The organism is Pseudomonas sp. LM13 (assembly GCF_041381355.1).
Classification (GTDB): domain Bacteria; phylum Pseudomonadota; class Gammaproteobacteria; order Pseudomonadales; family Pseudomonadaceae; genus Stutzerimonas; species Stutzerimonas frequens.
Genome location: NZ_JACBXH010000035.1, coordinates 22,846 through 47,289, shown reverse-complemented (window position 1 = coordinate 47,289; position 24,444 = coordinate 22,846). Strand labels below are relative to the sequence as shown.

The 24,444-nt window shown below is 63.5% G+C and carries 21 protein-coding genes and 3 tRNA genes; 8 read left to right on the top strand and 16 right to left on the bottom strand.

Annotation, left to right across the window (positions count from 1 at the left end; translation table 11 throughout):
- Nucleotides 1-25 precede the first annotated feature (25 nt).
- A complete protein-coding gene (locus HZR81_RS18565; RefSeq protein WP_500128927.1) occupies nt 26-565 on the bottom strand; it encodes a YaeQ family protein in 540 nt (179 codons plus the stop codon).
- A 41-nt stretch (nt 566-606) separates the two neighbouring features.
- Nucleotides 607-1,800 (bottom strand): GGDEF domain-containing protein, encoded by a 1,194-nt coding sequence (locus tag HZR81_RS18560; protein WP_500128926.1) that lies wholly within the window; start codon nt 1,798-1,800, stop codon nt 607-609.
- A gap of 267 nt (nt 1,801-2,067) precedes the next feature.
- Here HZR81_RS18560 and HZR81_RS18555 point away from each other — a divergent pair, with 267 nt between their 5' ends.
- Both HZR81_RS18555 and bfr read left to right on the top strand, forming a co-directional pair.
- Nucleotides 2,068-2,286 (top strand): bacterioferritin-associated ferredoxin, encoded by a 219-nt coding sequence (locus HZR81_RS18555; protein WP_063539993.1) that lies wholly within the window; start codon nt 2,068-2,070, stop codon nt 2,284-2,286.
- Nucleotides 2,287-2,489: 203 nt separating this feature from the next.
- Nucleotides 2,490-2,960 carry a bacterioferritin gene (gene bfr / locus HZR81_RS18550; protein WP_011913876.1) on the top strand — a complete coding sequence of 157 codons (471 nt, stop codon included), beginning with the start codon at nt 2,490-2,492 and terminating at the stop codon, nt 2,958-2,960.
- Between the two features lie 70 nt (nt 2,961-3,030).
- On the opposite strand, the gene bamJ is transcribed toward bfr, so the two are convergent.
- The 3 genes from bamJ to HZR81_RS18535 form a co-directional block, all read right to left on the bottom strand.
- Entirely contained in the window at nt 3,031-3,774 is a 744-nt protein-coding gene (bamJ, locus tag HZR81_RS18545) for a BamJ family beta-barrel-assembly machinery protein (protein WP_409520337.1), read from the bottom strand.
- Nucleotides 3,775-4,038: 264 nt separating this feature from the next.
- Nucleotides 4,039-4,115, bottom strand: a tRNA-Asp gene (locus HZR81_RS18540).
- A gap of 13 nt (nt 4,116-4,128) precedes the next feature.
- Nucleotides 4,129-4,204 (bottom strand) — tRNA-Val (locus HZR81_RS18535).
- Between the two features lie 214 nt (nt 4,205-4,418).
- Between HZR81_RS18535 and rdgC the strand changes: the two genes are divergently transcribed.
- The gene (gene rdgC, locus HZR81_RS18530; protein ID WP_102840075.1) at nt 4,419-5,339 is read left to right on the top strand and encodes a recombination-associated protein RdgC; all 921 of its coding nucleotides are present in this window, start codon (nt 4,419-4,421) and stop codon (nt 5,337-5,339) included.
- 37 nt (nt 5,340-5,376) lie between these two features.
- Here rdgC and HZR81_RS18525 read toward each other — a convergent pair whose 3' ends face one another.
- The 4 genes from HZR81_RS18525 to HZR81_RS18510 all read right to left on the bottom strand — a co-directional run bounded on the left by HZR81_RS18525 (nt 5,377) and on the right by HZR81_RS18510 (nt 8,546).
- Nucleotides 5,377-6,786 carry an MFS transporter gene (locus HZR81_RS18525; RefSeq protein WP_133456583.1) on the bottom strand — a complete coding sequence of 470 codons (1,410 nt, stop codon included), beginning with the start codon at nt 6,784-6,786 and terminating at the stop codon, nt 5,377-5,379.
- Nucleotides 6,783-7,109, bottom strand: a complete 327-nt coding sequence (locus HZR81_RS18520; RefSeq protein ID WP_102840073.1) for an AzlD domain-containing protein — start codon at nt 7,107-7,109, stop codon at nt 6,783-6,785. The genes HZR81_RS18525 and HZR81_RS18520 overlap by 4 nt, the downstream gene beginning before the upstream one ends.
- Complete coding sequence (locus HZR81_RS18515) at nt 7,106-7,822, bottom strand: AzlC family ABC transporter permease (protein WP_102840072.1); 717 nt, start codon at nt 7,820-7,822, stop codon at nt 7,106-7,108. Before HZR81_RS18515 ends, HZR81_RS18520 begins: the two co-directional genes overlap by 4 nt.
- Nucleotides 7,823-7,985: 163 nt before the next feature.
- On the bottom strand, nt 7,986-8,546 hold the full coding sequence (locus tag HZR81_RS18510) for a GNAT family N-acetyltransferase (RefSeq protein WP_063539999.1): 561 nt from the start codon (nt 8,544-8,546) through the stop codon (nt 7,986-7,988).
- A 259-nt stretch (nt 8,547-8,805) separates the two neighbouring features.
- Here HZR81_RS18510 and HZR81_RS18505 point away from each other — a divergent pair, with 259 nt between their 5' ends.
- On the top strand, nt 8,806-12,273 hold the full coding sequence (locus HZR81_RS18505; protein WP_500128925.1) for a hybrid sensor histidine kinase/response regulator: 3,468 nt from the start codon (nt 8,806-8,808) through the stop codon (nt 12,271-12,273).
- Nucleotides 12,274-12,378: 105 nt separating this feature from the next.
- Nucleotides 12,379-13,626, top strand: a complete 1,248-nt coding sequence (locus HZR81_RS18500; protein ID WP_500128924.1) for an MgtC/SapB family protein — start codon at nt 12,379-12,381, stop codon at nt 13,624-13,626.
- 12 nt (nt 13,627-13,638) lie between these two features.
- Here the strand turns inward: HZR81_RS18500 and HZR81_RS18495 are convergent, their stop codons facing one another.
- A complete protein-coding gene (locus tag HZR81_RS18495) occupies nt 13,639-15,111 on the bottom strand; it encodes a DNA recombination protein RmuC (protein WP_500128923.1) in 1,473 nt (490 codons plus the stop codon).
- A gap of 63 nt (nt 15,112-15,174) precedes the next feature.
- The gene (locus HZR81_RS18490; protein WP_208218696.1) at nt 15,175-15,522 is read right to left on the bottom strand and encodes a tetratricopeptide repeat protein; all 348 of its coding nucleotides are present in this window, start codon (nt 15,520-15,522) and stop codon (nt 15,175-15,177) included.
- 544 nt (nt 15,523-16,066) lie between these two features.
- Between HZR81_RS18490 and HZR81_RS18485 the strand changes: the two genes are divergently transcribed.
- From HZR81_RS18485 to HZR81_RS18475, 3 genes are read left to right on the top strand one after another with little or no spacing between them, the layout of a single operon-like run.
- A complete protein-coding gene (locus tag HZR81_RS18485; RefSeq protein WP_500128922.1) occupies nt 16,067-18,652 on the top strand; it encodes an intermembrane phospholipid transport YdbH family protein in 2,586 nt (861 codons plus the stop codon).
- 17 nt (nt 18,653-18,669) lie between these two features.
- Nucleotides 18,670-18,861 carry a YnbE family lipoprotein gene (locus HZR81_RS18480; protein WP_013983382.1) on the top strand — a complete coding sequence of 64 codons (192 nt, stop codon included), beginning with the start codon at nt 18,670-18,672 and terminating at the stop codon, nt 18,859-18,861.
- Nucleotides 18,862-18,869: 8 nt separating this feature from the next.
- Nucleotides 18,870-19,214: a YdbL family probable chaperone protein gene (locus HZR81_RS18475; RefSeq protein WP_063540005.1), complete on the top strand. Its 345-nt coding sequence runs from the start codon at nt 18,870-18,872 to the stop codon at nt 19,212-19,214.
- Nucleotides 19,215-19,267: 53 nt separating this feature from the next.
- Here the strand turns inward: HZR81_RS18475 and HZR81_RS18470 are convergent, their stop codons facing one another.
- The 5 genes from HZR81_RS18470 to bamC all read right to left on the bottom strand — a co-directional run bounded on the left by HZR81_RS18470 (nt 19,268) and on the right by bamC (nt 24,428).
- A complete protein-coding gene (locus tag HZR81_RS18470; protein ID WP_500128921.1) occupies nt 19,268-19,576 on the bottom strand; it encodes a hypothetical protein in 309 nt (102 codons plus the stop codon).
- Nucleotides 19,577-19,646: 70 nt separating this feature from the next.
- The gene (locus HZR81_RS18465) at nt 19,647-22,010 is read right to left on the bottom strand and encodes a DNA polymerase II (RefSeq protein WP_500128929.1); all 2,364 of its coding nucleotides are present in this window, start codon (nt 22,008-22,010) and stop codon (nt 19,647-19,649) included.
- Nucleotides 22,011-22,157: 147 nt separating this feature from the next.
- Nucleotides 22,158-22,247: transfer RNA gene (locus tag HZR81_RS18460), tRNA-Ser, on the bottom strand.
- A 116-nt stretch (nt 22,248-22,363) separates the two neighbouring features.
- Nucleotides 22,364-23,233, bottom strand: a complete 870-nt coding sequence (locus HZR81_RS18455) for a phosphoribosylaminoimidazolesuccinocarboxamide synthase (protein WP_500128920.1) — start codon at nt 23,231-23,233, stop codon at nt 22,364-22,366.
- Nucleotides 23,234-23,327: 94 nt separating this feature from the next.
- The gene (gene bamC, locus HZR81_RS18450; RefSeq protein WP_500128919.1) at nt 23,328-24,428 is read right to left on the bottom strand and encodes an NlpB/DapX family lipoprotein; all 1,101 of its coding nucleotides are present in this window, start codon (nt 24,426-24,428) and stop codon (nt 23,328-23,330) included.
- Nucleotides 24,429-24,444 lie beyond the last annotated feature (16 nt).

The window sequence follows — 24,444 nt, the reverse complement described above, 5'->3', positions numbered from 1 at the left end:
TCAACGCGGCGAACAGGTCATGCCATCAGCGCTCGCCGAGCAGCCAGCTGAGCGACACTTCGAACTGCCCGCGCTCGTCGGTGATGAACAGCGTACCGTCGCTGATCATCACCCCCCATTGCAGGCTTCTCGGCAGGTCTTTCACCAGGTCGGCAAGCGACTCGGAGCCGACCGTGGCGATGGAAAGGTTCTTCAGCCCCTTAACCGCCTCGACCACCTTGCCCTGCCAGACCCGCAGGTTGCCGTAGGCCAAAAGACTGACTCGCTCGGCGCGCCGCGAGCACCAGGTCAGGCGCTCGGCGTCCGGCTGACCGATCTCGATCCAGTGCAGGACGCGGCCATCCAGGCTCTTCTCCCAGAGCGCCGGTTCATCCACTTCCGACAGCCCGCGGCCGAACGCCAGCTGCTCGCTATACCAGAGCGCATAAGCGATCAGACGCACACCCAGGCGCTCCTCGGTTTCCGAAGGGTGCCTGGCAACGGTGAAGCGCAGATTCTCATAGACGCCACGGTCCAAGTCCGTGAGGTTCAGCTCGACTTTGTAAGGCGTAGCTTGCAGGGCCATTTTGGCGGGCTTCGTGTTGGAAAAAAGGCAGGCAGTCTACCTCAAAGCTCGACCCTCGGCGCGCCCCGCGCAGCGGTGGCAGTCTCGACCAGCGCCCCACCATCTTCGCAGGCCAGGCGGGTGCAATTGCGGCCCGCAGCCTTGGCCACGTAAAGCGCCCTATCAGCCTGCGCCAATAGCTCATCGAGTTCGTAACGCGAGGTGGTAGCCGCCACACCGATGCTGACGCTCAACCGCCCTTGCTCGGCGAAGGGCATGGCCGCGAACTCAGCACGGATACGCTCGGCCACCTCGCGAGCGACAAGCGCGTCGGCATCGGCCAACAGACAGGCGAACTCCTCACCACCGATCCGCCCGAACACATCTTGCCGCCGCATTCGTCGTGCGATCACCTGGCCAAAATCGATCAGCGCGCGATCACCAGCCTGATGACCGAAGGTGTCGTTGAGCCGCTTGAAGAAGTCCAGATCACAAAGCAGCAAAGCCACCGGTTCACCACGCAGGCGCCCACGCTGGAGCAAAGCCTGTCCGGCATCGATGAACGAACGCCGGTTGCCGATGCCGGTCAGCGGATCGCTGAGCGAGGCGTGCCGATATTGCTGCTCGGCGCGCTCACGGACCATCGCCAGGGTGACGAAGGAAATTCCGATGGCATAGAGCAACGTCTCGAAGATCACGAAGGCGAAGAAACTCACCGCCTCCGGGTCACCGAACGGCTGGCCGCGGTCCACCACCATGCGCAGCAGATAGAACGCCACATGGAACATCATCAACCCGATGGCGGGCCGCAGTGACACGGATATTTGCAGCCGGCTACGCCAGAGTTCGAACATGGCAAGCGCGGTATAGATGACCGTCAGCGCCGAAGCCAGCAGTAGCCGAGCAGTCAGCGACGAGTAAAACGCCGGCACCAGACACAGCCCGCCCCAAAGCAGCGCCCCGGCAACGATGCCAGGCAGATAAGGCCGCCGGCCGGCGAAGGTGCGCATCGCCGTCCAGTTCATGGCCAGCGCCAGCTGCAGGGCGATGTTGCCGAGCACGATCGGCACCACGTCGATACCGAGGCCTCGCAGAGAGCCAAGCACCGTAGAGACGGTCCCGAACAGCAGCATGAGACAGGTGCAACCCAGCGTCGAATCCCGCTGCCCGCTACGCCAGGCGCAGAATACCAGTACGCCGAGCAGGAGCAGCACATATATGTCCACCAGCGTCAGGGTGGGAACGTCCAGATGCACAGTGCAGCTCCGCAGGAATAGCCCCGCATCCTTCACTGGGCTCGGATAAAGGCGGGATCAAAGAGGACGGCAGTTTACGCGGCGCCTGAGGCAAGAAGCCAGCAAGCACCGACGGGCGCCAGGGCGTCGCTCGGATGCATGAGCACAATGCAGCGCAGCAGCCCTTCTTTCCCCACTCCCTGACAACAAGCCGACGAACGATCTTTGACAACTATTCTCATTCTGATTAGCATCACCCGCATCAACGAACTACAGCGAGCAGTGTTTATGTACGTCTGTCTTTGCCAAGGCGTCACCGACGGTCAGATTCGCGATGCCATCTACGATGGCTGCTGCAGTTACCGTGAGGTCCGCGAGACCACCGGCGTGGCCACCCAATGCGGCAAATGCGCCTGCGTCGCCAAGCAGGTGGTGCGCGAAACACTCAGCGACGTACAGAATGCCCAGGCCTCCCTCGCCTTCCCTGCCAGTTTCGCCCAGGCTTGAACAAACGGATTCCAGAAGAGCCGGGGCGAACCCGGCTTTTTTTTGCCCGCAAATCATAGGCTTGCTAAAGCGACGCAGAACGCAACCATTCTCATTGGATTTTGGCTTTCTGATTCAAGCACTTAGCACAGTGTTACGGTTTGACAGCTCGACCTGGCGTGCCCAGACTGCATTTATTTCCACCGGCCCAGGCAGACAACTCCATGAAAGGCGACAAGCTGGTCATTCAGCATCTCAACAAGATCCTCGGTAACGAGCTGGTAGCCATCAACCAGTACTTCCTGCACGCGCGAATGTACGAGGACTGGGGCCTCGGCAAGCTCGGCAAGCACGAGTACGACGAATCCATCGACGAGATGAAGCATGCCGACAAGCTGATCAAGCGCATCCTCTTCCTCGAAGGACTGCCGAATCTGCAGGATCTCGGCAAGCTGCTGATCGGCGAGAACACCCGCGAGATGCTCGAGTGCGATCTCAAGCTGGAACAGGGCGGCGTACAGGATCTGAAGGTCGCCATCGCCTACTGCGAAAGCGTCGGCGACTACGGCAGCCGGGAGCTGCTGGAAGACATCCTCGAGTCCGAGGAAGAACATATTGACTGGCTGGAAACCCAGCTGGGCCTGATCGACAAGGTCGGCCTGGAGAACTACCTGCAGTCGCAAATGGACGACTGATCCACCAAGCACGGTCGCAAAACAAAACGCCCCGATCAGATCGGGGCGTTTTCGTTTCCAGCGATTTAGCTTACTGCTGCTCCGGGGCCTCCGCAGGCTGCTCGGCAGCCGACTCCTCGGCCTCGTCACCTTTGATGTCCAGCAGTTCGAGATCGAATACCAGCACCGAATTGGCCGGAATCAGCGGGCTCGGGCTCTGCTCGCCGTAGGCCAGCTCGCTCGGGATATAGAGCTTGAACTTCTCGCCGACGTGCATCAGCTGCAGGCCTTCGACCCAGCCAGGAATCACACCGCCAACCGGCAGGTCGATCGGACTGCCGCGCTTGATCGAGCTATCGAAAACGGTGCCATCGGTCAGGCTGCCTTCGTAGTGAACGGTCACTACGTCGTTCTCAGTCGGCTGACGCCCCTCGGCCGACTTGATGACTTCGTACTGCAGGCCGGATTCTGTGGTCTTCACACCCTCACGCTTGGCATTCTCTTCGAGAAACTTCTTGCCGGCCTCGACCGCCTTGGCGTTCATCTCGGCCATACGCTCTTCGGCGCGCGTCTGCAGGAACGTGAAGGCTTCCATCAGCTGCTCATCGGTGAGCTTCTGCTCCTTGTTGCCGATGGCGTCTTCGATACCCTGCGCTACAGCCTGGGAATCGAGATCATCCATGCCCTCCTGCGCAAGGCTCTTGCCCATGTTCAGGCCGATACCGTAGGACGCCTTCTGCGCCGGAGTGTCCAGTTTGACACTGGTCTGCGAATCGCAGCCGGCAAGTACCAGGCCGACCAGCGCAACCGCAGGTGCCAAACGTTGATGTCTCAGTCTCATGCTGTTTCCTTAATTACGCTGGAGGCATATCGATAACGAATGGCCGAGCTTATCAGTGCATCCGGACACTGGCTACCGCGCCTCCCGGCAACGATCGTAAAGAGATGGCAAAGAAAGGAAGCGCGTAGCATTTCTGCGCGGGGCGATGAATGAACCGGGGCAGCGATCCGGACCGCCAGAAAGCGGGCAAAAAAAAACGGCCTCTTAGGCCGTTTTCTTCGTTGCTTCAGGGCGTTCAGTATTCCCGTGAAGCGAATATGGCGCAGCGGACGGGACTCGAACCCGCGACCCCCGGCGTGACAGGCCGGTATTCTAACCGACTGAACTACCGCTGCGCTAAACCTCGAGTGGTGGGTGATGACGGGATCGAACCGCCGACCCTCTGCTTGTAAGGCAGATGCTCTCCCAGCTGAGCTAATCACCCGTTTGCTCTCGAAGTGGGGCGCATTCTAGAGAGGGTTCCGCACCTTGGCAACCCCCTTTTGAAAAAAAAATTGCAGAAGTTCCAAAGACTTAGGAAACACCCGGTTTACCAGCCGTTTTTCCCCACCTGCTGCGCATTAACCGCCGGCAGGGTTGGCCTGAACTGGCCAGGCAGGAATAATGCACCCCTTTGCTTTCCGGAGATCTACCCCGCCATGTGGTTTCGCAACCTGCTCGTATACCGTCTCACCCAGGATGTCGCGCTAGATGCGGAGACGCTCGAAGCTGCACTGGCCGCCAAACCCGCCCGCCCCTGCGCCAGCCAGGAGCTAAGCACCTATGGTTTCGTCGCGCCGTTCGGCAAGGGCGAAGACGCCCCGCTGGTGCATGTCAGCCAAGGTTTCCTGCTGATCGCCACGCGCAAGGAGGAACGCATCCTGCCCGGCAGCGTGGTCAAGGACGCGGTGAAGGAGAAGGTCGACGAAATCGAGGCCGAGCAGATGCGCAAGGTCTACAAGAAGGAGCGCGACCAGATCAAGGACGAGATCATCCAGGCCTTCCTGCCACGCGCCTTCATTCGCAAGTCCGGCACCTTCGCCGCGATCGATGCCGAGCGCGGTCTGATCCTGGTCAACTCGGCCAGCCCGAAGAAGGCCGAAGACCTGCTGTCTACCCTGCGTGAAGCGATCGGCTCGCTGCCGGTGCGCCCGCTGACGGTGAAGATCGCGCCCAGCGCCACGCTTACCGACTGGGTCAAGACACAGAAAGCCGCTGAGGACTTCTTCGTGCTCGACGAGTGCGAACTGCGCGACACCCACGAAGATGGCGGTGTGGTGCGCTGCAAGCGCCAGGACCTGACCAGCGACGAGATCCAGCAGCATATGGAAGCCGGCAAGCAGGTCACCCAGCTGTCACTGGCCTGGCAGGACAAGCTGTCTTTCGTGCTGGACGACAAGCTGATCATCAAGCGCCTGCGCTTCGAGGAGCTGCTGCAGGACCAGGCCGAACAGGATGGTGGCGACGATGCCCTCGCCCAGCAGGACGCCAGCTTCCTGCTGATGATGATGACCTTCCGCGAATTTCTGCCGGCGCTGTTCGAAGCGTTCGGTGGCGAAGAGGTTCCGCAGGGCATCTAACCCGCAGGGGGCGCCGCCCGGCGCCCCCTTCCCCGCCTCAGCGCAATCCGAGCTGCACCAGCAATTTCCCTCCCAGCCGATCCCCCAATGCCCAGAGCAGGAAGCGCTCGATGAACTCCGGTGCATCGATGAACAGCGCGCCGCAGACCAGTACGCTGAGCAGCGAGACGACCAGGAACAGCTGCGGTATCGACAGTTTCAGCACGACCAAGAGCACGATCGCGATGATCGCCGAGGCGACCATGAACAGCGCATTGAGAATGTTGTTCGCCGCCACCACCCGCGAGCGCTCGTGCACCACACTGCGTGACTGGATCAGGGCATACAGCGGGACGATGTAAACGCCGCCGAAGATCCCCAGCCCGAGGATGTCCGCCAGTATCCACCAGGCGGAAGGCTCACCAAGCAGGGTCAGCCAGTCCACGCTGGCCGCAGGCAACGGATGCTCGCCGGCATGCCACCAAAGCAGCACCCCGCACAGGCTCAGACCGATCGCCCCGAATGGCACCAGGCCGATCTCCACGTGATGCCGGGACAGTCGTTCGCAGAGCAGCGACCCCAGCGCGATGCCCACCGAGAACAGGGTGAGGATCAGCGTGACCACGCTTTCATCGCCGCCGAGATAGTCCTTGGCAAACGCCGGGATCTGCGTCAGGTAGGTTGCGCCAAGAAACCAGAACCAAGAATTGCCCAGCATCGCCCGGGACACGGCGCGCTGCTGGCCGAAGCCCAGCCGCAGGATTCGCCATGACTGGCGCAGCACGCGCCAGTCCATATGCAATGTTGGCAAGGCGGCCGTCGCAGCGGGAATCGCGAGGCTGGCCAGATACCCGATCAAGGCGATCAGCACCACGCTGAGCGCCACCCACTCCGCATAGGCGTCGCTCGCCATCAGCACACCCGCACCGATGGTGCCGCCGAGAATGGCCAGGAACGTTCCCATCTCCACCAGTGCATTGCCGCCGACCAGTTCGTCCTCGGCCAGCTGTTGCGGCAGGATCGAATACTTGACCGGGCCGAACAGCGCCGATTGGGTCCCCATGCAGAACAGCACCAAGAGCAGCAGCGGCAAGTTGCCCAGCAGCATACCCAGCGCACCGGCCAGCATGATGAGGATCTCGGCGAACTTGATCCGGCGGATCAGCGCGGCCTTCTCGAAGCGCTCGCCCAGCTGTCCGCCCAGCGCGGAAAAGAGAAAGAACGGCAGGATGAACAGCAACGCGCAGAGGTTGATCAGCAGACTCTTGTCGGCGGCCGTGCCGAGCTTGAACAGAATCGCAAGGATCAGGGCTTGCTTGAACACGTTGTCGTTGAATGCACCCAGCAGCTGGGTACAGAAGAACGGCAGAAACCGGCGCTTGCCAAGCAGACGGAACTGCGAGCGTGGCGCTTGCTCGTCCCTGGCCGACGCCGATCGCGCGGCGCGTTTGGCTGACTCGCCTCTCATATCGGCAACTGCCCGAGCGCCCAGCGCAGCACGAAGAAGCTCAGCAGACCGCCGGCGATGGTCGCCAGCAGGTTGCGGCTGAACGCGGCGATGGCGATGGCCAGCAGCCCGGCCAGCAGATAGGCGTTGTCCCAGTTCAACGCCAACTGCCCGTCCGGCATCAGCATGCCGGGCACCACAATCGCGGTCAGCACCGCCACCGGCACGTAATGCAGGCCCTGCTCGATGGCGCGTGGAAAGCGCAGATTTGGCCAGGCAAAGAAGCTGTAGCGGATCACGAAGGTGATCGCCAGCATGCCTAGGATCAGCAGCCACGTATTCATAGCGCCCCCTGCGGTCGGGCCGCGGCTTCGGCCCGTCGCTCCAGCCATACGCCGATGACGATGCCCGCCAGCGCGGCGGCAATCAGCCCGAGCTTGTAGGGCAGTTCCCAGGTCAGCAGCGCCACGCCGCCAGCGACCACTGCCGACGCCACCTGAGGGCGGGTACGCATCATCGGCACGGCAATGCCGATGAAGGTGGCAATCATGGCGAAGTCCAGTCCCCAGCTGGCGATATCCGGCACGGCCTGGCCAAAGGCGATCCCCACGAGCGTCGACAATTGCCAGTTGACGTACATGGTCAACGCCGCCCCGAGAAAGAACCAGTGCTTGTAGGGCGATGCGTCGTCGCGCGCATAGCGATTCTGCACCACAGCGAATGCCTCGTCCGTCAACCAGAACGCCAACGGCGCACGCCAACGGCCAGGCAGATGGCGAACGAACGGCTGCAAGGCGGCGCTGTACAAGGCGTGACGAAGGTTCACAACGAATGTGGTGAGCAGCACTACCGCCGCGCCGACCCCACCGGTGATCAGGGTGATCGCGATGAACTGCGCGGAGCCGGCGAATACCAGCGTGGACATCCCCATCGCCTGCCAGCCCGTCAGGCCCGCCCCCACCGCCAGCGTGCCGAAAATGACGCCGAAGGGGATCGCCCCGAGAATCAGCGGCAGGATGTCACGGCAACCGTGGGCGAACTCTTGCGAGCGGGACATAGGAACTCCTTGTAGGCCTCGCGTCGACGAACCATACGCCGCACCACCGACTCTACGGGCATGGCACGACGAAAGGCTTCGGTCGATCGAGCGGACTGTTGCGACAAAGCACCGCACGATAACCGAACTGGCGGCAACAGGCGATCCAGAGCGGCGCCCGAGATCAGTCGGCTGCGAGCCGCTGCCGGACCTGGCTCCATTCGCGGTCGGTGATGCTGTACAGCACCGTATCGTCGAGCCGGCCGTCCGCCAGCCGGCGATGGTTGCGCAGCAGGCCTTCGCGCTGTGCGCCGAGCTTCTCGATCGCGCGCTGGGAGCGCAGATTGCTGGCCGCAGTCTTCAACTGCAGCCGGACCAGTTGCCACTCCTCGAATGCATGGCGCAACAGCAGGAACTTGATCGAGGCGTTCAAGCCGCTGCCATGCTCCGCCTGGTCGAGCCAGGTCCAGCCCAGCTCGGCGGCCGGAAGGCCGCTGACGAAGTCAGCGAAGCGCGTGGTGCCGACCAGGCGCTCGGCCATCCGAATGCTGAATACCACAGCCCTGCCGTCGCGCTGCTCGGCAACGGCCTGGCGATACCAATCCGGGCGCAGCGGGCCATTCATGTAGGCCAGCTCGGCGCGGTTTCTCTCAGCCAGGGCGACCAGCTCGGGGATATCCGCGTCCACCATCGGCTCCAGACGCAGCGCTCCGCGTTGCAGGGTTACCGGAAGTGGGCTGAACATGGCGATCTCCTGTAAAGGCTTGTGGATGGCTGGCCGTTGCCGGGCAACTTCAGCAGCGCGCGTGATGCGGTAGTTAAAGGACGGCCGGCATGCCCGTGCTAGACACATGCGACCTTGGTAGCAACACCGTACACGGGCACGCCAATGCTGCGAAACTTCACGAATTCACCATACTAATGAGTCGCCAGGACTGATTAAATTCGGCGCCCGCCACGGCACGCCGATGCCGGTCCGGCACCCCCTTGCTTCTGGAGTTTGCATGACGCTGTCAGGCGGGCTGATCGCTGCGGTCGCCCTCGTCTACATGGCCATTCTGTTTGCCATCGCTTTCTATGGCGACCGCAACAACGCCTCCCTGTCACACCGCCTGCGGCCGTGGGTCTATAGCCTGTCGCTGGCGGTGTACTGCACCAGTTGGACATTCTTCGGTGCGGTCGGCCAATCCGCCGAGCAACTGTGGGCGTTCCTACCGATCTACCTCGGCCCGATTCTGTTGCTGCTGTTCGCACCCCACGTGATCCAGAAGATGATCATGATCAGCAAGCAGGAAAACATCACCTCCATCGCCGACTTCATCGCGGCACGCTACGGCAAGTCGCAGCTGCTCGCAGTGGTCGTCACGCTGATCTGCCTGGTCGGTGTGCTGCCGTATATTGCGCTGCAGCTCAAGGGCATCGTGCTCGGGGTGAACGTGCTGAGCGGCATCAACATCGAGGCTGCAGGAACCGGCACCCGCGACACCGCGCTCATCGTCTCGATCGTCCTGGCGCTGTTCACCATTCTCTTCGGCACGCGCAACCTGGATGTCACCGAGCACCATCGAGGCATGGTCCTGGCGATCGCTTTCGAATCACTGATTAAGCTGCTGGCATTCCTGGCGGTGGGCGCCTTCGTCACCTTCGGCCTGTTCGACGGCTTCGGCGACCTGTTCAACCGCGCCCACGACGCCCCCGAACTTGCCGACTTCTGGAGCGAGAACGTCAACTGGTCAGCCATGCTGGTCCAGACCACCGTCGCGATGATGGCGATCGTCTGTCTGCCGCGGCAGTTTCACGTTTCGGTAGTGGAAAACATCGAGCCGCGCGACTTCCGCCTGGCGCGCTGGGTATTCCCGCTCTACCTGGTGCTGGCCGCCGTGTTCGTCGTGCCGATCGCGCTTGCCGGGCAAATGCTGCTGCCGGCGGGCGTCACTCCTGACTCCTTCGTGATCAGCCTGCCGCTGGCCGAACTGCATCCGTGGCTGGCGCTGCTGGCCTTCATCGGCGGCGCTTCGGCGGCGACCGGCATGGTCATCGTCGCCAGCGTGGCGCTGTCGACCATGGTCTCCAACGACATGCTGCTGCCCTGGCTGCTACGTCGACAGGAAACGGAGCGCCCGTTCGAGGCGTTCCGTCACTGGATGCTCTCGGTACGTCGCATCAGCATCGTCGTGATCCTGCTGCTCGCCTATGTCAGCTACCGCCTGCTCGGCTCCACGGCATCGCTGGCTACAATCGGCCAGATCGCCTTCGCCGCCATCACTCAGCTGGCCCCGGCGATGGTTGGTGCGCTGTATTGGAAGCAGGCCAACCGTCGCGGCGTGTTCGCCGGCCTGACCGCCGGCGCGGCAATCTGGTTCTATACGCTGATTGTTCCTCTGCTGGGCTGGCCGCTGGAAATGTTCCCGGGCCTGAGCTGGATGTACAACGGCGGCCTGGGCTTCGGCCTCAGCGCACTGACCCTGGGCGTGACCCTGTCGCTGGTGGGCAATGCGACGCTGTTCTTCTGGGTGTCGATCCTGAGTCAGACACATGTCGCCGAACACTGGCAGGCAAGCCGCTTCATCGGCCAGGAAATCGCCTCGCCGACTGGCGGCCGCCGCCTGCTTGCCGTACGGGTCGAAGACCTGCTGATGCTCGCCTCCCGCTTCGTCGGCGCCGAGCGGGCCGAACAGAGCTTCCATCGCTTCGCCCGCCGCCATGGCCAGGACTTCTCGCCCAAGCTGCAGGCCGATGGCCAATGGATCGCACATACCGAGCGCCTGCTGGCCGGCGTGCTCGGCGCTTCCTCCACCCGTGCAGTGGTCAAGGCCGCCCTCGAAGGCCGCGACATGCAGGTCGACGACGTGGTGCGCATCGTCGGCGAAGCCTCGGAAGTGCTGCAGTTCAACCGGGCACTGCTGCAGGGCGCGATCGAAAACATCACCCAGGGCATCAGCGTGGTCGACCAGTCGCTGCGCCTGGTGGCCTGGAACCACCGCTATCTCGAACTCTTCGAGTATCCGGACGGGCTGGTCTACATCGGCCGCCCGATCGCCGACATCATCCGCTACAACGCCGAACGCGGACTGTGCGGTCCCGGCGATCCGGATACTCACGTGGCCAAGCGCCTGTACTGGATGCGCCAGGGCCGCGCTCACACCTCGGAGCGGCTGTTCCCCAACGGCCGCGTCGTCGAGCTGATCGGCAACCCGATGCCGGGCGGCGGCTTCGTCATGAGCTTCAGCGACATCACCGCCTACCGCGAGGCCGAACGCGCGCTGAAAGACGCCAACGAGGGGCTCGAGCAGCGCGTCAGCGAGCGCACCCAGGAGCTGTCGCAGCTCAACCAGGCACTGATCGAAGCCAAGAGCACCGCCGAAGCCGCCAACCAGTCGAAGACCCGCTTCCTCGCTGCGGTCAGCCATGACCTGATGCAGCCACTCAATGCGGCCCGGCTGTTCTCCGCGGCGCTGTCGCACCAGCAGAGCGCATTGCCCAAGGAGGCGCAGGAGCTGATCCAGCATCTGGACAGCTCGCTGCGTTCGGCCGAGGACCTGATCACCGACCTGCTGGACATCTCACGCCTGGAAAGCGGCCGAGTCACTCCGGATCGCAATCCGTTCCCGCTGGCGACGCTGTTCGACACGCTGAGCACCGAATTCACGGCACTCGCCCGCGAGCAAGGCATCACCCTGCGAGTGCACGGCAGCAAGCTGCGCGTGGACAGTGACATACGCCTGCTGCGACGGGTGCTGCAGAACTTCCTGACCAATGCGTTCCGCTACGCCAAGGGTCACGTGGTGCTGGGCGTACGCCGGCAGGGATCGTCGCTGCGGCTGGAAGTCTGGGACCGCGGCCCGGGCATTCCACAGGACAAGCTGAAAGTGATCTTCGAGGAGTTCAAGCGACTGGACAGCCATCAGACGCGCGCCGAGAAGGGCCTGGGACTGGGCCTGGCAATCGCCGACGGCCTGTGTCACGTGCTCGGCCATCCGCTGGAGGTCCGTTCCTGGCCCGGCAAGGGCAGCGTGTTCAGCGTCACCGTCCCGATCGCGCGCTCGGTCAGCCAGCCCCGCCCGGCAGTCAAGCGCGGCGAGCCGCAGCTCAGCGCGCTGACCGGCACCCAGGTGCTGTGCATCGATAACGAGGACAGTATCCTGGTCGGCATGAACAGCCTGCTCACGCGCTGGGGCTGCCAGGTCTGGACCGCCCGCAACCGCGCCGACTGCGAGGCGCTGCTGGCCGAGGACATCCGCCCGCAACTGGTGCTGGTGGACTACCACCTGGACGAAGGCCAGACCGGTACCGAACTGATGGCCTGGCTGCGCACTCGTCTTGGCGAGCCGATACCTGGCGTGGTGATCAGCGCTGACGGTCGCCCGGAGCTGGTGGCGGCGATCCATGCCAGCGGCCTGGACTACCTGGCCAAGCCGGTCAAACCCGCTGCGTTGCGTGCACTAATGAGCCGCCACCTGACCCTGCGCTGAGCGAATCGGGCCCGTGGGCGCCAGGCCACCTGCCGCGCCACGAGCGCTCTGCCGCACGGCCGGTTACACTGCTGGCAATCTGCTGACAGCGCCGCTAGGTGAGCGATGACAATCGAGCTATTTCTGAATCTCGCCACGGCTCTGGCCGTCGGCTTGCTGATCGGTACCGAACGCAGCTGGAGTGGCCGGGAGAGTCCCGGCCAGGAGCTGGTCGCCGGCATCCGTACCTTTGGCCTGGCCGGTCTGTTCGGCGGGCTCGCCGCAACCAGCACCAGCCATTTAGGCGCAATCGCCTGGGTCGCCATGTTCTGCATGCTGGCGCTGCTGGTGATCGCCGGCTACGTGATCGATGCCCGGCGCAGCGGCGATCACGGCATGACTACCGAGGTCGCCCTGTTGCTGACTTTCGTCCTCGGCAGTCTGGCCGTGGCGGAAAGCCGGCAGCTGGCAGCGGCCTGTGCGATCGTCGTGGCCCTGCTGCTCAGCCTCAAGGCGCGCCTGCACCAAGCACTCAAGCGGCTCAGCGAGGCCGAGCTGGGCGGCGCATTGAAGATGCTGTTCATCTCCGTCGTCCTGCTGCCGACGCTGCCCAATCAGGGTTACGGCCCCTGGCAAGCGCTCAATCCCTACACGACCTGGATGATGGTCGTGCTGATCGCCGGTATCGGCTTCGCCGCGTACGTCGCTATTCGTGTCCTCGGGACTCGTCATGGCCTGCTGGTGACCGCCCTGCTTGGCGGTATCGTCTCCTCCACGGCCATGACCATCACGCTGGCCCGGCTTGACGCACCGAAGCTGCGCGCCGCTCTGGCGGCCGGCCTGCTGGCGACTTCGGCGCTGATGTTTCCGCGCGTGCTGCTGGAGGTGGGGCTGGTCAATCCGCTGCTGCTGTCCGGTCTGACGCTGCCGCTGGCGTGTGCTGGTGCCATCTACGCCGTCGGCGCGCTCTTCTACTATCTGCGCGCCGCGCGAACCACCGATGACAATCCCGAACCCTTGCTGAGGAACCCGTTCGAGCTGGGCCCGGCCCTGCGCTTCGCCGCCCTGCTCGTGCTGATTCTTCTGTTGGTCGAAGGCGCACGGCGCTGGCTGGGCGACGCCGGCATCTACCTGGTTTCGCTGCTGGCGGGCCTGACCGATGTCGATGCGATTACCCTGTCGCTGGCCAGCAAGGCACGCGACGGACTCAGCCACGAGGTGGCGGCGCGCGGTATCGTGTTTGCGGCGCTGAGCAATAGCCTGGTCAAGGCCATGCTGATCGCGGTGATAGGCGGCCGCGAGCTGGCCCTGCGCACGCTGCCGATCATGTTCGCTGGCCTGCTGACAGCGCTTGCGGTGTTGCTGCTAGGCTGAGCCAGCCGGCGCTTAGTCGCCCGCCTCGCCAACGGCTTCGGCACCGGCCCGCTCCAGCCAGTCGCCCGGCAGGCGCTTGCTGGCCCGAGCGCCAAGCGCCTTGAGTTGCTCGGCGCGCCCTACCAGATTGCCGCGCCCATCGCTGAGCTTGGCGCGCGCTGCCAGGTAGGCGCGATCGAGCTGCTGCAACCGGCTGCCGATTTCGTCGAGGTCCTGAATGAAGGCGACGAACTTGTCGTACAGCGCCCCGGCCTTCTCGGCGATCTCACGCGCGTTCTGGCTCTGCCGCTCCTGCCGCCAGAGGCTGTCGATGACCCGCAGGGTGGCCAGCAGCGTGGTCGGGCTGACGATTACCACATGGCGACCATAGGCCTCCTGAAACAGCGCCGGGTCGGCCTGCAAGGCCGCCGCGAACGCAGCTTCGATCGGAACGAACAGCAAGACGAAATCCAGGCTGTGCAGCCCATCCAGACGCTGGTAATCCTTCACCGACAGCCCTTTCAAATGGCTGCGCAGAGATTGCACATGCTGCTTCAGCGCCAAGGCACGACTGTTATCGTCTTCGGCACAGGTCAGCGCCTGATAGGCGGTCAGGCTGACCTTCGCATCCACCACCACCTGCTTGTCACCGGGCAAGCGAATCAGCACGTCCGGCTGAAAGCGCTCGCCATCGGGACTCTTCAGACTGACTTGCGTCTGGTACTCGCGGCCCTTCTCCAGGCCTGCATGTTCCAGCACTCGCTCCAGCACCAGTTCACCCCAGTTGCCCTGGGTTTTCTGGCCCTGCAGCGCGCGCGTCAGGTTGGTCGCTTCATCGCCCAACCGCTGGTTCAGCTGCTGTAACCGTTCCAGCTCGCGAGCCAGGGAAAAGCGCTCGCGCGCCTCGTTCTGATAGCTTTCCTCGACGCGTTTCTCGAACGTCTGGATGCGCTCTTTCAACGGCTCCAGCAGCTGCCCCAGCCTCTCGTGACTGGACTCGCTGAAGCGCTGTTCGCGCTCGTCGAAGATTTTGCCGGCGAGCTCGGCGAACTGTGCGCGCAGCTCGTCACGGGCAGCCTGAAGATCAGCGAGACGCTGCTGATGCGAGTTCTGCTGTTCGCGCAGTTCGGCATCCAGGCCGGCATGGGCCGCGCTCAGGCGTCGCAGCTCGTCCTGCTGCGCGTCACGTTCGGCCTGCAGGTCGGCGATACTTTCAAGATCCTCGTCACGCTGGGCCCGCAGCAACTCGATCTCACGACGCAACGCCGCCAGCTCGGCGTGCTGTGCTGATCGAATGCTGTTCAACTCGGCAAGCTCGCCCCTGCAGCCGTCGAGCTGAGCCGCAAGACCTTGCTCGGCGAGCACCGCCTGACGGAGGCGCTCATCGAGGGCTGCCTGCTCGGCGCGACCAGCAGCCAGGCGCCGCTGGAGGGACAGGCAGAGCCCGGCCAGGGCGATCAGGCCGAGCGCCAAGCCAACCAATAGATGAAGGGGATCGAACGACATGAGAGGCTCCGGCGAAATGCCGGGCAGTATAACCAGCCGCAGGAGGCCGGTCAGGCGAGCCGGTCAGCCCTTGACGCGCTGAAGGAAGCGCAGGGCTTCCTGGGACCCCTGAGCCGCAGCTTGTTCGAGCCACTGCCGTGCTTTGGCGGGCTCAGCGTGCTCGGCCTGACTGTACAACCGGCCAAGCTCCAGCTGCGCCTCGCAGTCTCCGGCGCGAGCCGCCTGACGCAGCAGTTCCAGGCCGATCCGGCGGTCACGCTGGCCATCGCACTCGCAACACAGCAAGCGACCAAGGCGACTCTGTGCTTCGACCACACCCTCGCGCGCCGGCTGTTTGAGCAACCGGCCGGCAATCCGCTTGACCCCTTGCTTGCTGCCCAGCCGCTGGCTGTCGAGCAGCCAGAGCGCCATACGCAGCGGCAGACGCGACGGGGAAGCGGAAGGGATCTGACTAGCGGAAACAGAAGTACGCGGTCTCATGCACATCAAGGGCTGGATGGATAAGGCCGCGCACTCTACTCCTTTTTCGACAGAGTTAAAGTCTTGTCAAAAGCGAAAAAATTAGATCCATATCACACACCCTAGTAATCCACAGAAGCTGTGGATAACTCGGTGGACAAACAGCAGACAAATCTCTCGATCCCGCGTCTCATGGGGGCTGCGGTTAAACTGACGCTTTTTTCACCAATGAAAAAATTGCTTATTTTTCAATTGGTTATTAACGATCTATGGATTCCAGGCGTTTGCGACAGTTTGTCATAAGCGCTTGACAGACGGCTTTCCCAAATGTGCACAAGTTCAGCGCACTGGACGCAAAGCGGCTTGCCACAAGGGTTGCAGCGCTACAGGAACGAACTTTTTCGTAATCTTGGTGTCCTGCGGTGCACCTCGCCGGCGCACGGTCGCCACGGCCGTTCTACGGCTATGCTGTAGCCCTCGCTTTATGGATGCAGCCATGACCAAACCGTGGAGAACCGTTTTACTACTGTGCGTCGGGCTGCTCGCCTTGCTCCTGGTGCTCGCCGCGTTCGCCTGGCATCAGTGGCAGGCGTTCAAACACGAACAGGGCATCGAGCAGCTGGACTGGCAAGGGCTGCGGCTCTCATCCAGCGGTATTTCGGCAAAACGCGTGCGCTATATCCAAGCGCCTGAAAACGGCCCCAGCCTGGCTACCGAGGCCACCAACATCACACTGGATTTAGCCAGCCTTTTTCACCCATTACCGCCTCGTTTGCTGCATATCGAACAGCTTGAGCTGGACATCCGCTCATTTACCTCCGCCGGCGATAGCGAGCCGCCAGCAACGAATCTCGAGCAGTACGAACGATGGGCCGCCAGGCTCCCGCAGCGATTAACCATAGCGGATCTGCGGGTCAGCCTGCCCTGCGCCAAGGGGCGCTGCGACGAACGGGGGGCACTGCGGTTCGAGCGAAAGGGCGAATCGTTGCTGCCGCTGGCTGGCCGCCTCGACCTGCGACGCAACGAACATAGGCTTTCACTGATCATCGATGCACAGAGCGCTGGGCCAGCGGAAAGCCTCGTTCTGGCCACGCTGGCTATCGACGACCAACCACGACTGGAAGCCCGCAACCGGCTGCAGCACTCAGGCGAGACGCTGCAATGGGACGGCACCCTTTCCATGGGCAACCTACCGGAGGCACCCTGGCTCCTGGATTGGCTCGGCGAGTGGACGGCCACGCCAACCGCCGCCCTGCCAGATATGCCAACCGACATGCGCATCGGTGCGGGCTGGGCACTGGCCCTGGCGCAGACCGTCGGCGGTACCTACGACTGGCCGAACGCAGCCGGCGAGCTGCGCCTCTCTGCGCACATCCCGGCCGCCTGGCCCATCGTAGGCCTCGGGGAGCTGCAGGGCGACCTCGACCTGGCCGCTCGAGGGCAGGATGGACTGTGGTTGCCCACCGAACTGAAAGCCAACCTACAACTGCGTCCAGCGTCCACCCTGCTGACGGACGTGCCGGCCGCGCTACGCCCAAGCCAGCTGAATATCAGCGTCGAGCCAATTGCCACTCAGGTGACGCGAGGGCAGCTACCCGTGCAACTTCGACTGGACGCCCAGGGCGGCGCACCGTCCAGCCTGCAGGCGCGCATGCGACTGGCGACCTCCCCCCCGTATTCGCTGGACATCGAGCAGGCCCGCCTACAGACACGCAGCACGCGGCTGCAGCTGGACGCCCTGACGCTGCAGAACCTCGACGCCACTCTGGATTTCTCTGGTCGTGCCGACCTCCAGAAGGTCGAGCTGCAGCTGCAGAAATCATCCCAAGCCAAGCTGGCCCGCCTCGCCACGGGCGAGGTCGTCGCCAGTCAGTTGAGCGCGACGCTGCCACGCACACTGGCACTGCAGATCGAGCGCAACCTTGAGCAACCAACCGCCTGGCGTGCCGAAGGGCCGCTGGAGCTGCGCCTGAGTCGTCTCGAACACCCGCTGCTGCTCGCCCAGGGCTGGCGCTGGAGCGGCCAGCTGAAAGCCGACAGTACAGCGCTGAACGCCAATGGCTCCGTGAGCAACGATGCCGGACTGACAATGGCGCTTAACCTCGAGCAGCGCTGGAACGGACCCTTGCAGGTCGGCGGCAAGCTGCAGGAAATTTTCCTGCGCGCCGGCAACCCGATCGCCGGCAGCCTGGCCGCATGGCCGGCGTCGCTTGAGCTCAGCAGTGGTCGCCTGTCGGGCGACGGCAAGCTGACGCTGCCCGCTGGCAATGGCAAACCAACTGCAAATCTGACGCTCGAAGCGCGAGGCCTGGCCGGCATCTTCGACCGCAGCGAGATTTCCGGACTCGATGCACGCCTGACCGCCCGCCTGCAGCGCGACCGCCTACTACTGGACATCAGCGAACTACGGCTGGCCGAGCTCAACCCCGGCTTCACCTTCGGCCCGTTGCTGTTGCGCGGGCATTACGAGGCCGCGATCGACCTGCCGGCAAAGGGACGCCTGACCTGGCAGATCGCAGAAACCCGGATCCTCGGTGGACGCTTCTGGTTGCCGGCCGGCGCCCTTGACCTCGCGGCACCACAGCAACGGCTCAGCGCCCGGCTCGAGGGCGTGCAACTAGGCGACGTGCTCGCCGCCTATCCGACCGAAGGCCTCAGCGGCAGTGGCCTGATCGATGGCAGCTTCGACGTGCAGCGCAGCGCCGCAGGGCTGAGCGTGCAGGATGGCAAGCTCGCCGCGCGAGGACCGGGCGGCGTGCTGCGCTTTCGTTCGCCGAAGATCGAGGCCCTCGGCCAGGCGAATCCGGCCATGAAGATCGTCACCGAAGCCCTGCACAATTTTCACTATGATCTGCTCACCAGCGACGTCCGCTATGATGGGCGCGGCAAGCTGAACCTCGGGCTGCGTCTGAACGGCCGCAACCCGGCCCTGGAAGGTGGTCGGCCGATCAACTTCTCGATCAATCTGGAAGAGGACATTCCGGCGCTGTTGACCAGCTTGCAGCTGAGCGACCGGGTAAGCGAAACCATTCAACGGCGGGTGCAGGAACGCCTCCGGCAAGGCAATGCAGACCCGCAATAGACACAGGAGAAACCGCCATGCGGTTGCGCCATACGCTGACCATTGTGCTGCTGGGTCTCTTCGCCAGCGCCTGTACACCGCGGGTGGAACTGGCCGTGCCGAACGAGCCAATCAATATCAACCTGAACGTGAAGATCGAGCACGAGATTTATATCCGCGTGGACAAGCAGCTCGACTCGATCATCAACCAAGACAGCGGACTGTTCTGAGGACGACCATGAAAGCCTATCTGAAACTGACCAGCCTGCTCCTGGCGCTCCTGCTGGCCCTGCCCGCCGCGGCCATGACCCTCAACGAAGCCATGTCCGCCCTGGGCGAAGCCAAGGCCAGTGGCGTGCTCGGTGAGAAGCCCGACGGCTACCTGGGCGTGGTGCGCTCCAGCCAGAACGCCGAGGACATCGCCAGCCAGATCAACCAGGCGCGCCGCGCCGAGTATCACCGCGTCGCCAAGCAGAACGGCATCAGCGTCAGCGACGTCGAAGCCATCGCGGGCAAGAAGGCCATCGAAAAGACGCCGCCCGGCCAGATCATCCAGCTCAACGGCAACTGGGTCCGCAAGTGACCTCAGACGATGGCCGGGCCTGCCTGGCCATCGCTCCCACCGCCCATCGACGCCTACAGTAGCGTCAGGCTGTGCGCCCTGACCACCAGCGACTTCTGCCGAAACCTGCGCCCCAGATCGGCTCGGTACTGCGCCCACCAGTCCCGGTCCAGCTCATCGACCATCACTTCGTAGACCACCGTCTCGTCTCGCACCGCGTTCTCGCCGTCCTCCAGCCAGTAGCCATTGGCCGGCGCACGGCTGTAGGTGGTCAATCCACCGAAGCGCTCGATCAGCTCATTGCTCACGGTGCGGAACAACTGTTTCGGTAACGCCTGCTGATCGTTGTCGTAAAGCGGCAACAGCAACTGGACAAGGAACATGCGCGGGCCTCGGCAAGGAAAGAGACAACCCTTCGACCCCTCGCCGCCGGAGATGACGCCTGGCCAGCAGTCAGAACAACCCCAGCTGCCCGTCGATCAGCGAGGCGAAGTCGTCGCCGACGAAGGGCAGGATCGCGTCGGCCACTGGCTGCAGCTGGCGCGTCACGTAGTGGTCGTAATCGACGGCGGAGGCGCGCGCCTCCAGCGGTTCAGGCCCGGCAACGGTGATCAGGTAGCTGATCCAGCCGCCGTGCTGGTACTGCCGCGGCCGACCAAGACGATCATTGCACTCGTCGGCCAGGCGCGCCGCCCGCACATGCGGCGGCACGTTGCGCTGGTATTCGTCCAGCCGGCGACGCAGGCGCTTGCGGTAGACCAGCAGCTTGTCGAACTCGCCAGCCAGGGTTCGGCGCACATACTCACGCACGTAATGCTGGTGCGGCTGGCGATGGAAGATGCGCTGATACAGCTCCTGCTGGAAGCGCTGCGCCAGCGGCGACCAGTCCGTGCGCACCGTCTCCAGCCCCTTGAACACCATGCCATCGCTGCCATCGGCACGCGTGACCAGGCCGGCATAGCGCTTCTTGCTGCCCTCCTCGGCGCCGCGGATCGTCGGCATCAGAAAGCGCCGGAAGTGCGTTTCGTACTGCAACTCCAGGGCACTGCTCAAGCCATACTCGTCACGCAGATGCCCACGCCACCAGTCGTTGATCCGCTGTACCAGGTCGCGACCGATGCGTTCGGCCGCCTCATCCGAATGCGCCCGGCCCAGCCAGACGAACGTCGAGTCAGTGTCGCCATAGATCACCACGTGACCCTCGGCCTCGATCAGTTCCCGCGTGCGGCGCATGATCTCGTGGCCACGCAGAGTGATCGACGATGCCAACCGGGGGTCGAAGAAGCGGCAACCACTGGAGCCGAGCACCCCGTAGAAGGCATTCATGATGATCTTCAGCGCCTGTGACAACGGCTTGTTGTGCTCGCGCTTCGCCGCCTCGCGCCCTTCCCAGACGCGCTCGACGATGGCCGGCAGGCAATGCCGGGTGCGCGAGAAGCGCGCCCCGCGAAAGCCTGCAACCGATGCCTCGCCGGTCGGCTGGCGCAGCCCCTCGATCAGCCCCACGGGGTCGATGAGGAAGGTGCGGATGATCGATGGGTACAGGCTCTTGTAGTCCAGCACCAGCACCGATTCGTATAGCCCCGGCTGCGAGTCCATCACGAAACCGCCCGGGCTCGCCTCACCCTGGCACGCGCCCAGGTTAGGCGCAACGAAGCCCTGCCGGTGCATCAACGGCAGATAAAGATGCTCGAACGCCGCCACCGAACCGCCGCTGCGATCTGCCGCAAGGCCGGTGACAGTGGCTCGCTCGAGGAGAAACGTCAGCAGCTCGGTATGGGCGAAGATGCGCGTCACCAGCTCGCAATCCTTGAGGTTGTAGCGGGCCAGCGCCGGCTTGTCCTCGGCGAACATACGGTCGATCTCCGCCATGCGCTGGTAGGGGTTGTCGATCGCCTTGCCCTCCCCCAGCAAGGTCTGGGCGACATTCTCCAGACTGAACGAGGGGAAGCTCCAGGTCGCCGAGCGCAGCGCCTCGATACCGTCGATGATCAGCCGGCCCTCGGCCGCGGCGAAGAAGTGATTACTGCGTGCGCCATGCTCGCGCCATTCCATCGTCGCCCCGGCGCGCCCCAGGCGCAGCGGCACCTGCAAGCGCTGCGCATGTTCATGCAGTACCCGCAGGTCGAACTGCACCAGATTCCAGCCGATGATCGCGTCCGGGTCGTGTTCGGCGAACCAGGTGTTCAGCCGTTCGAGCAACTGGCTTCGGCTTTCGCAGTACTCCAGAGAAAAATCGACGGCCGAAGCATCGCCGTTTTCCGGGCCGAGCATATAGACCTGACGCTGGCCGCAGCCTTCCAGGGCAATGGAATACAGATCGCCACGGGCCGTGGTCTCGATGTCCAGCGAGACCAGCCTGAGCCTCGGACGATAGTCCGCCGCGGGTTTGAGCTGCACGGGTGAGGCGTCATCGCGATCGGCGCCATCCTCGAAACACACCGGTGCGGTGATGAAGCGCTCCATGAGGTAACGCTCGGGCGGCCTGATATCCGCCTCGTAGACATCCACACCGACATCGCGCAGCCGCCGCGCGCAGTCCATCAGTCGGCGATGCGACCGGCAGTACAGCCCCATGACCGGGCGATGATGGAAGTCGTGCAGGTCGAGCGGCCGCAGCTCAATGTCAGGCTCTTGTCGCAGCATGGACTCGACGAAAGCGCGCCGCTCCTGCGCAAAGAAGGCGACCGAATGCCGGTACGGCACACACACCCGTCGCGCCCCGCTGTCGGTGGCGAGCCAGAAACTCACCTCGGTACCCGCAGGCGTCTCTCGCCAGTGGCGGGTCAGGATGAAACCCTGCTGCAACTGCGACATCAGCCTCCCCGGCACCTGAATGAACAGCAAGCCCGTCCTCTCCCGGGCAGGTCGTATCGCATACCGATGCCCCGCACGGTAAACGCCAACCCAGAAAAGCAAAAACCCCCGCACTCTCGCGAGTACAGGGGTTCAGGCTACATGTAATGGCGGAGAGATAGGGATTTGAACCCTAGGTACCCGCGAAGGTACAACGGATTTCGAATCCGTCCCGTTCGGCCACTCCGGCATCTCTCCAGCGGCGCGCATCATAGCAGCTGGATCGGCTTTGTCGAACCCCAACTGCACAGATTTTTTACCGTTTTTCAGCCGCTTGCAAGGCCGGGTAGTCGATTCCGGCCGCCCTGCACCCTTCAGGCGGTCAGCCGCGTCAGTGCTTCGCGATACTTGTCGGCGGTTTTCTGCGCGACCTCCGCGGGCACGGCAGGCGCCGGTGGCTGCTTGTTCCAGCCGGTGGACTCCAGCCAGTCGCGGACGAACTGCTTGTCGAAGCTCGGCGGGTTCTTGCCCTCTTCATAGCTGTCGGCAGGCCAGAAACGGCTGGAGTCGGGCGTCAGTACCTCGTCCATCAGGGTCAGCGTGCCGTCTTCATCCAGGCCGAACTCGAACTTGGTATCAGCGATGATGATTCCGCGGGTGGCGGCGTACTCGACGGCTGCGCTGTAGAGCGCGATAGACACGTCACGCACCTGCGCAGCCAGCTCCTTGCCGATGATCGCCTCGCACTGCTCGAAGGAGATGTTCTCGTCGTGGTCGCCTACCGCGGCCTTGGTCGAGGGGGTGAAGATCGGCTGCGGCAGCTTGGCAGCTTCCTTCAGGCCTGCGGGCAGCTGGATGCCACAGACGGTGCCGCTCTTCTGATATTCCTTCCACCCTGAGCCGACGATATAGCCGCGCACGATGGCCTCCACCGCAACCGGCTTGAGACGCTTGGCGACAACAGCACGCCCTTCGACCAGCGGCAACTCGTCAGCCGGCACCACGTCCTCGACCTTGTCGCCGGTGAAGTGATTGGGGATCACGCCCTTGAGCTTGTCGAACCAGAAGTTGGAGATGGCGGTAAGGATCTTGCCCTTCTCCGGAATCGGCTCGGCAAGGATCACGTCGAAGGCCGACAGGCGGTCGGTGGCGACCATGAGCATGCGTTTTTCGTCGATCTCGTAAAGGTCGCGAACCTTGCCCGAGTAGATCTTCTTCAGGCTGAGGGCGGTGGGAATGGTCATACGCAAATTTCCGCAGTTGGCAGGTCAGCAGAAACGAAACAGGCGAAACCATGGGTTTCGCCTATCCGTGTTCGTGTAACGGGGCAGCTCGCAGTCAGCCCAGGTTGTCCTTGATCAGACTGAGCACCCGACGGGCGACGTCCGCTGGCGCAACGGTATCGATGCTCTTGTCCAGCGTCACCTGCACTCCGTTGCCAGCACGGGTCAGCCGCACCTGATAGCGCTCGGCACGTGCCTCGATCTCGTCCTTGTCCGGAGCACCACCGAATAGCCGGCTGAAGAAGCCAGGCTTGTCATCCGGATCGTCGGCACCCTCACTGAGGTTCACGTAATACACGCCCAGGCTACGATCAAGGTCCTCGACGCGCACATCGGCGGCCTGCAAGGCACGACCAATGCTGGACCACGCCCGGTCGAAATCGCTGTCCAGCTGCAGCGTCGGATTGCCGCTTCCATCCTCGGTCAGATTGACACGGCTAGGCGCATCGAAGTCGCGCTCGGCCAGCAGTGAAACGGAACCGCCCTGCTGCGAACTGCGATCCAGACTGGCCTGCAGTTCGTCAAGCAGTACCCGATCGAGTTCCTTGTTGCTGGAGGTTTCCGGCCAGGCGACATCGGCGCTGCTGCCAGCCGGACGCTTGACGCTAACCACGAAGATCTCACTGGTGTTGCGCTGCACGCCGGGCTCAACCCGGACACGCACGCGGGTCTCGCCATCCTGAATACCCAGATCGCGAACCAGCTCATCGTTCAAGTCGGCGGCGGTCTGCCAGGCGGTGACGAACTCGCCAGTCTGACGCCGCTCCTCAGCGATGCTGAAGCCGTTGTCGGTGAAGAACTGCCGGGCTGCGACCCAAACCTGCGACGGCGCATATTGCGCCACGAGCCAGCGCGTTTCGCCAGAGGACTGCACGCTGAAATCGCTGGTATCGGCGGCAACGGCCAGACGCTGGGGGCGTGGCACTTCATATTTGCCAGTCGCGCTGGTATCGGCGACTTGCTGTGGGATTGGCAACAGCGGATCGAGCGGCCGGGTCTTTCCCTCGACAGGGACCTGCATCGGCGCTGTCTGGCGTGCCGACAGATAGTCGCTGCCACGGTCACGGAAATATCCTTCGTCGCCCCATAGCCAGCCGCAGCCGCTGGTGGTGGACATGATCAGGGCAAGGGTCGAGAGTCCGGCCAGTCGCTTCATGCGTATTCCTTTGTTA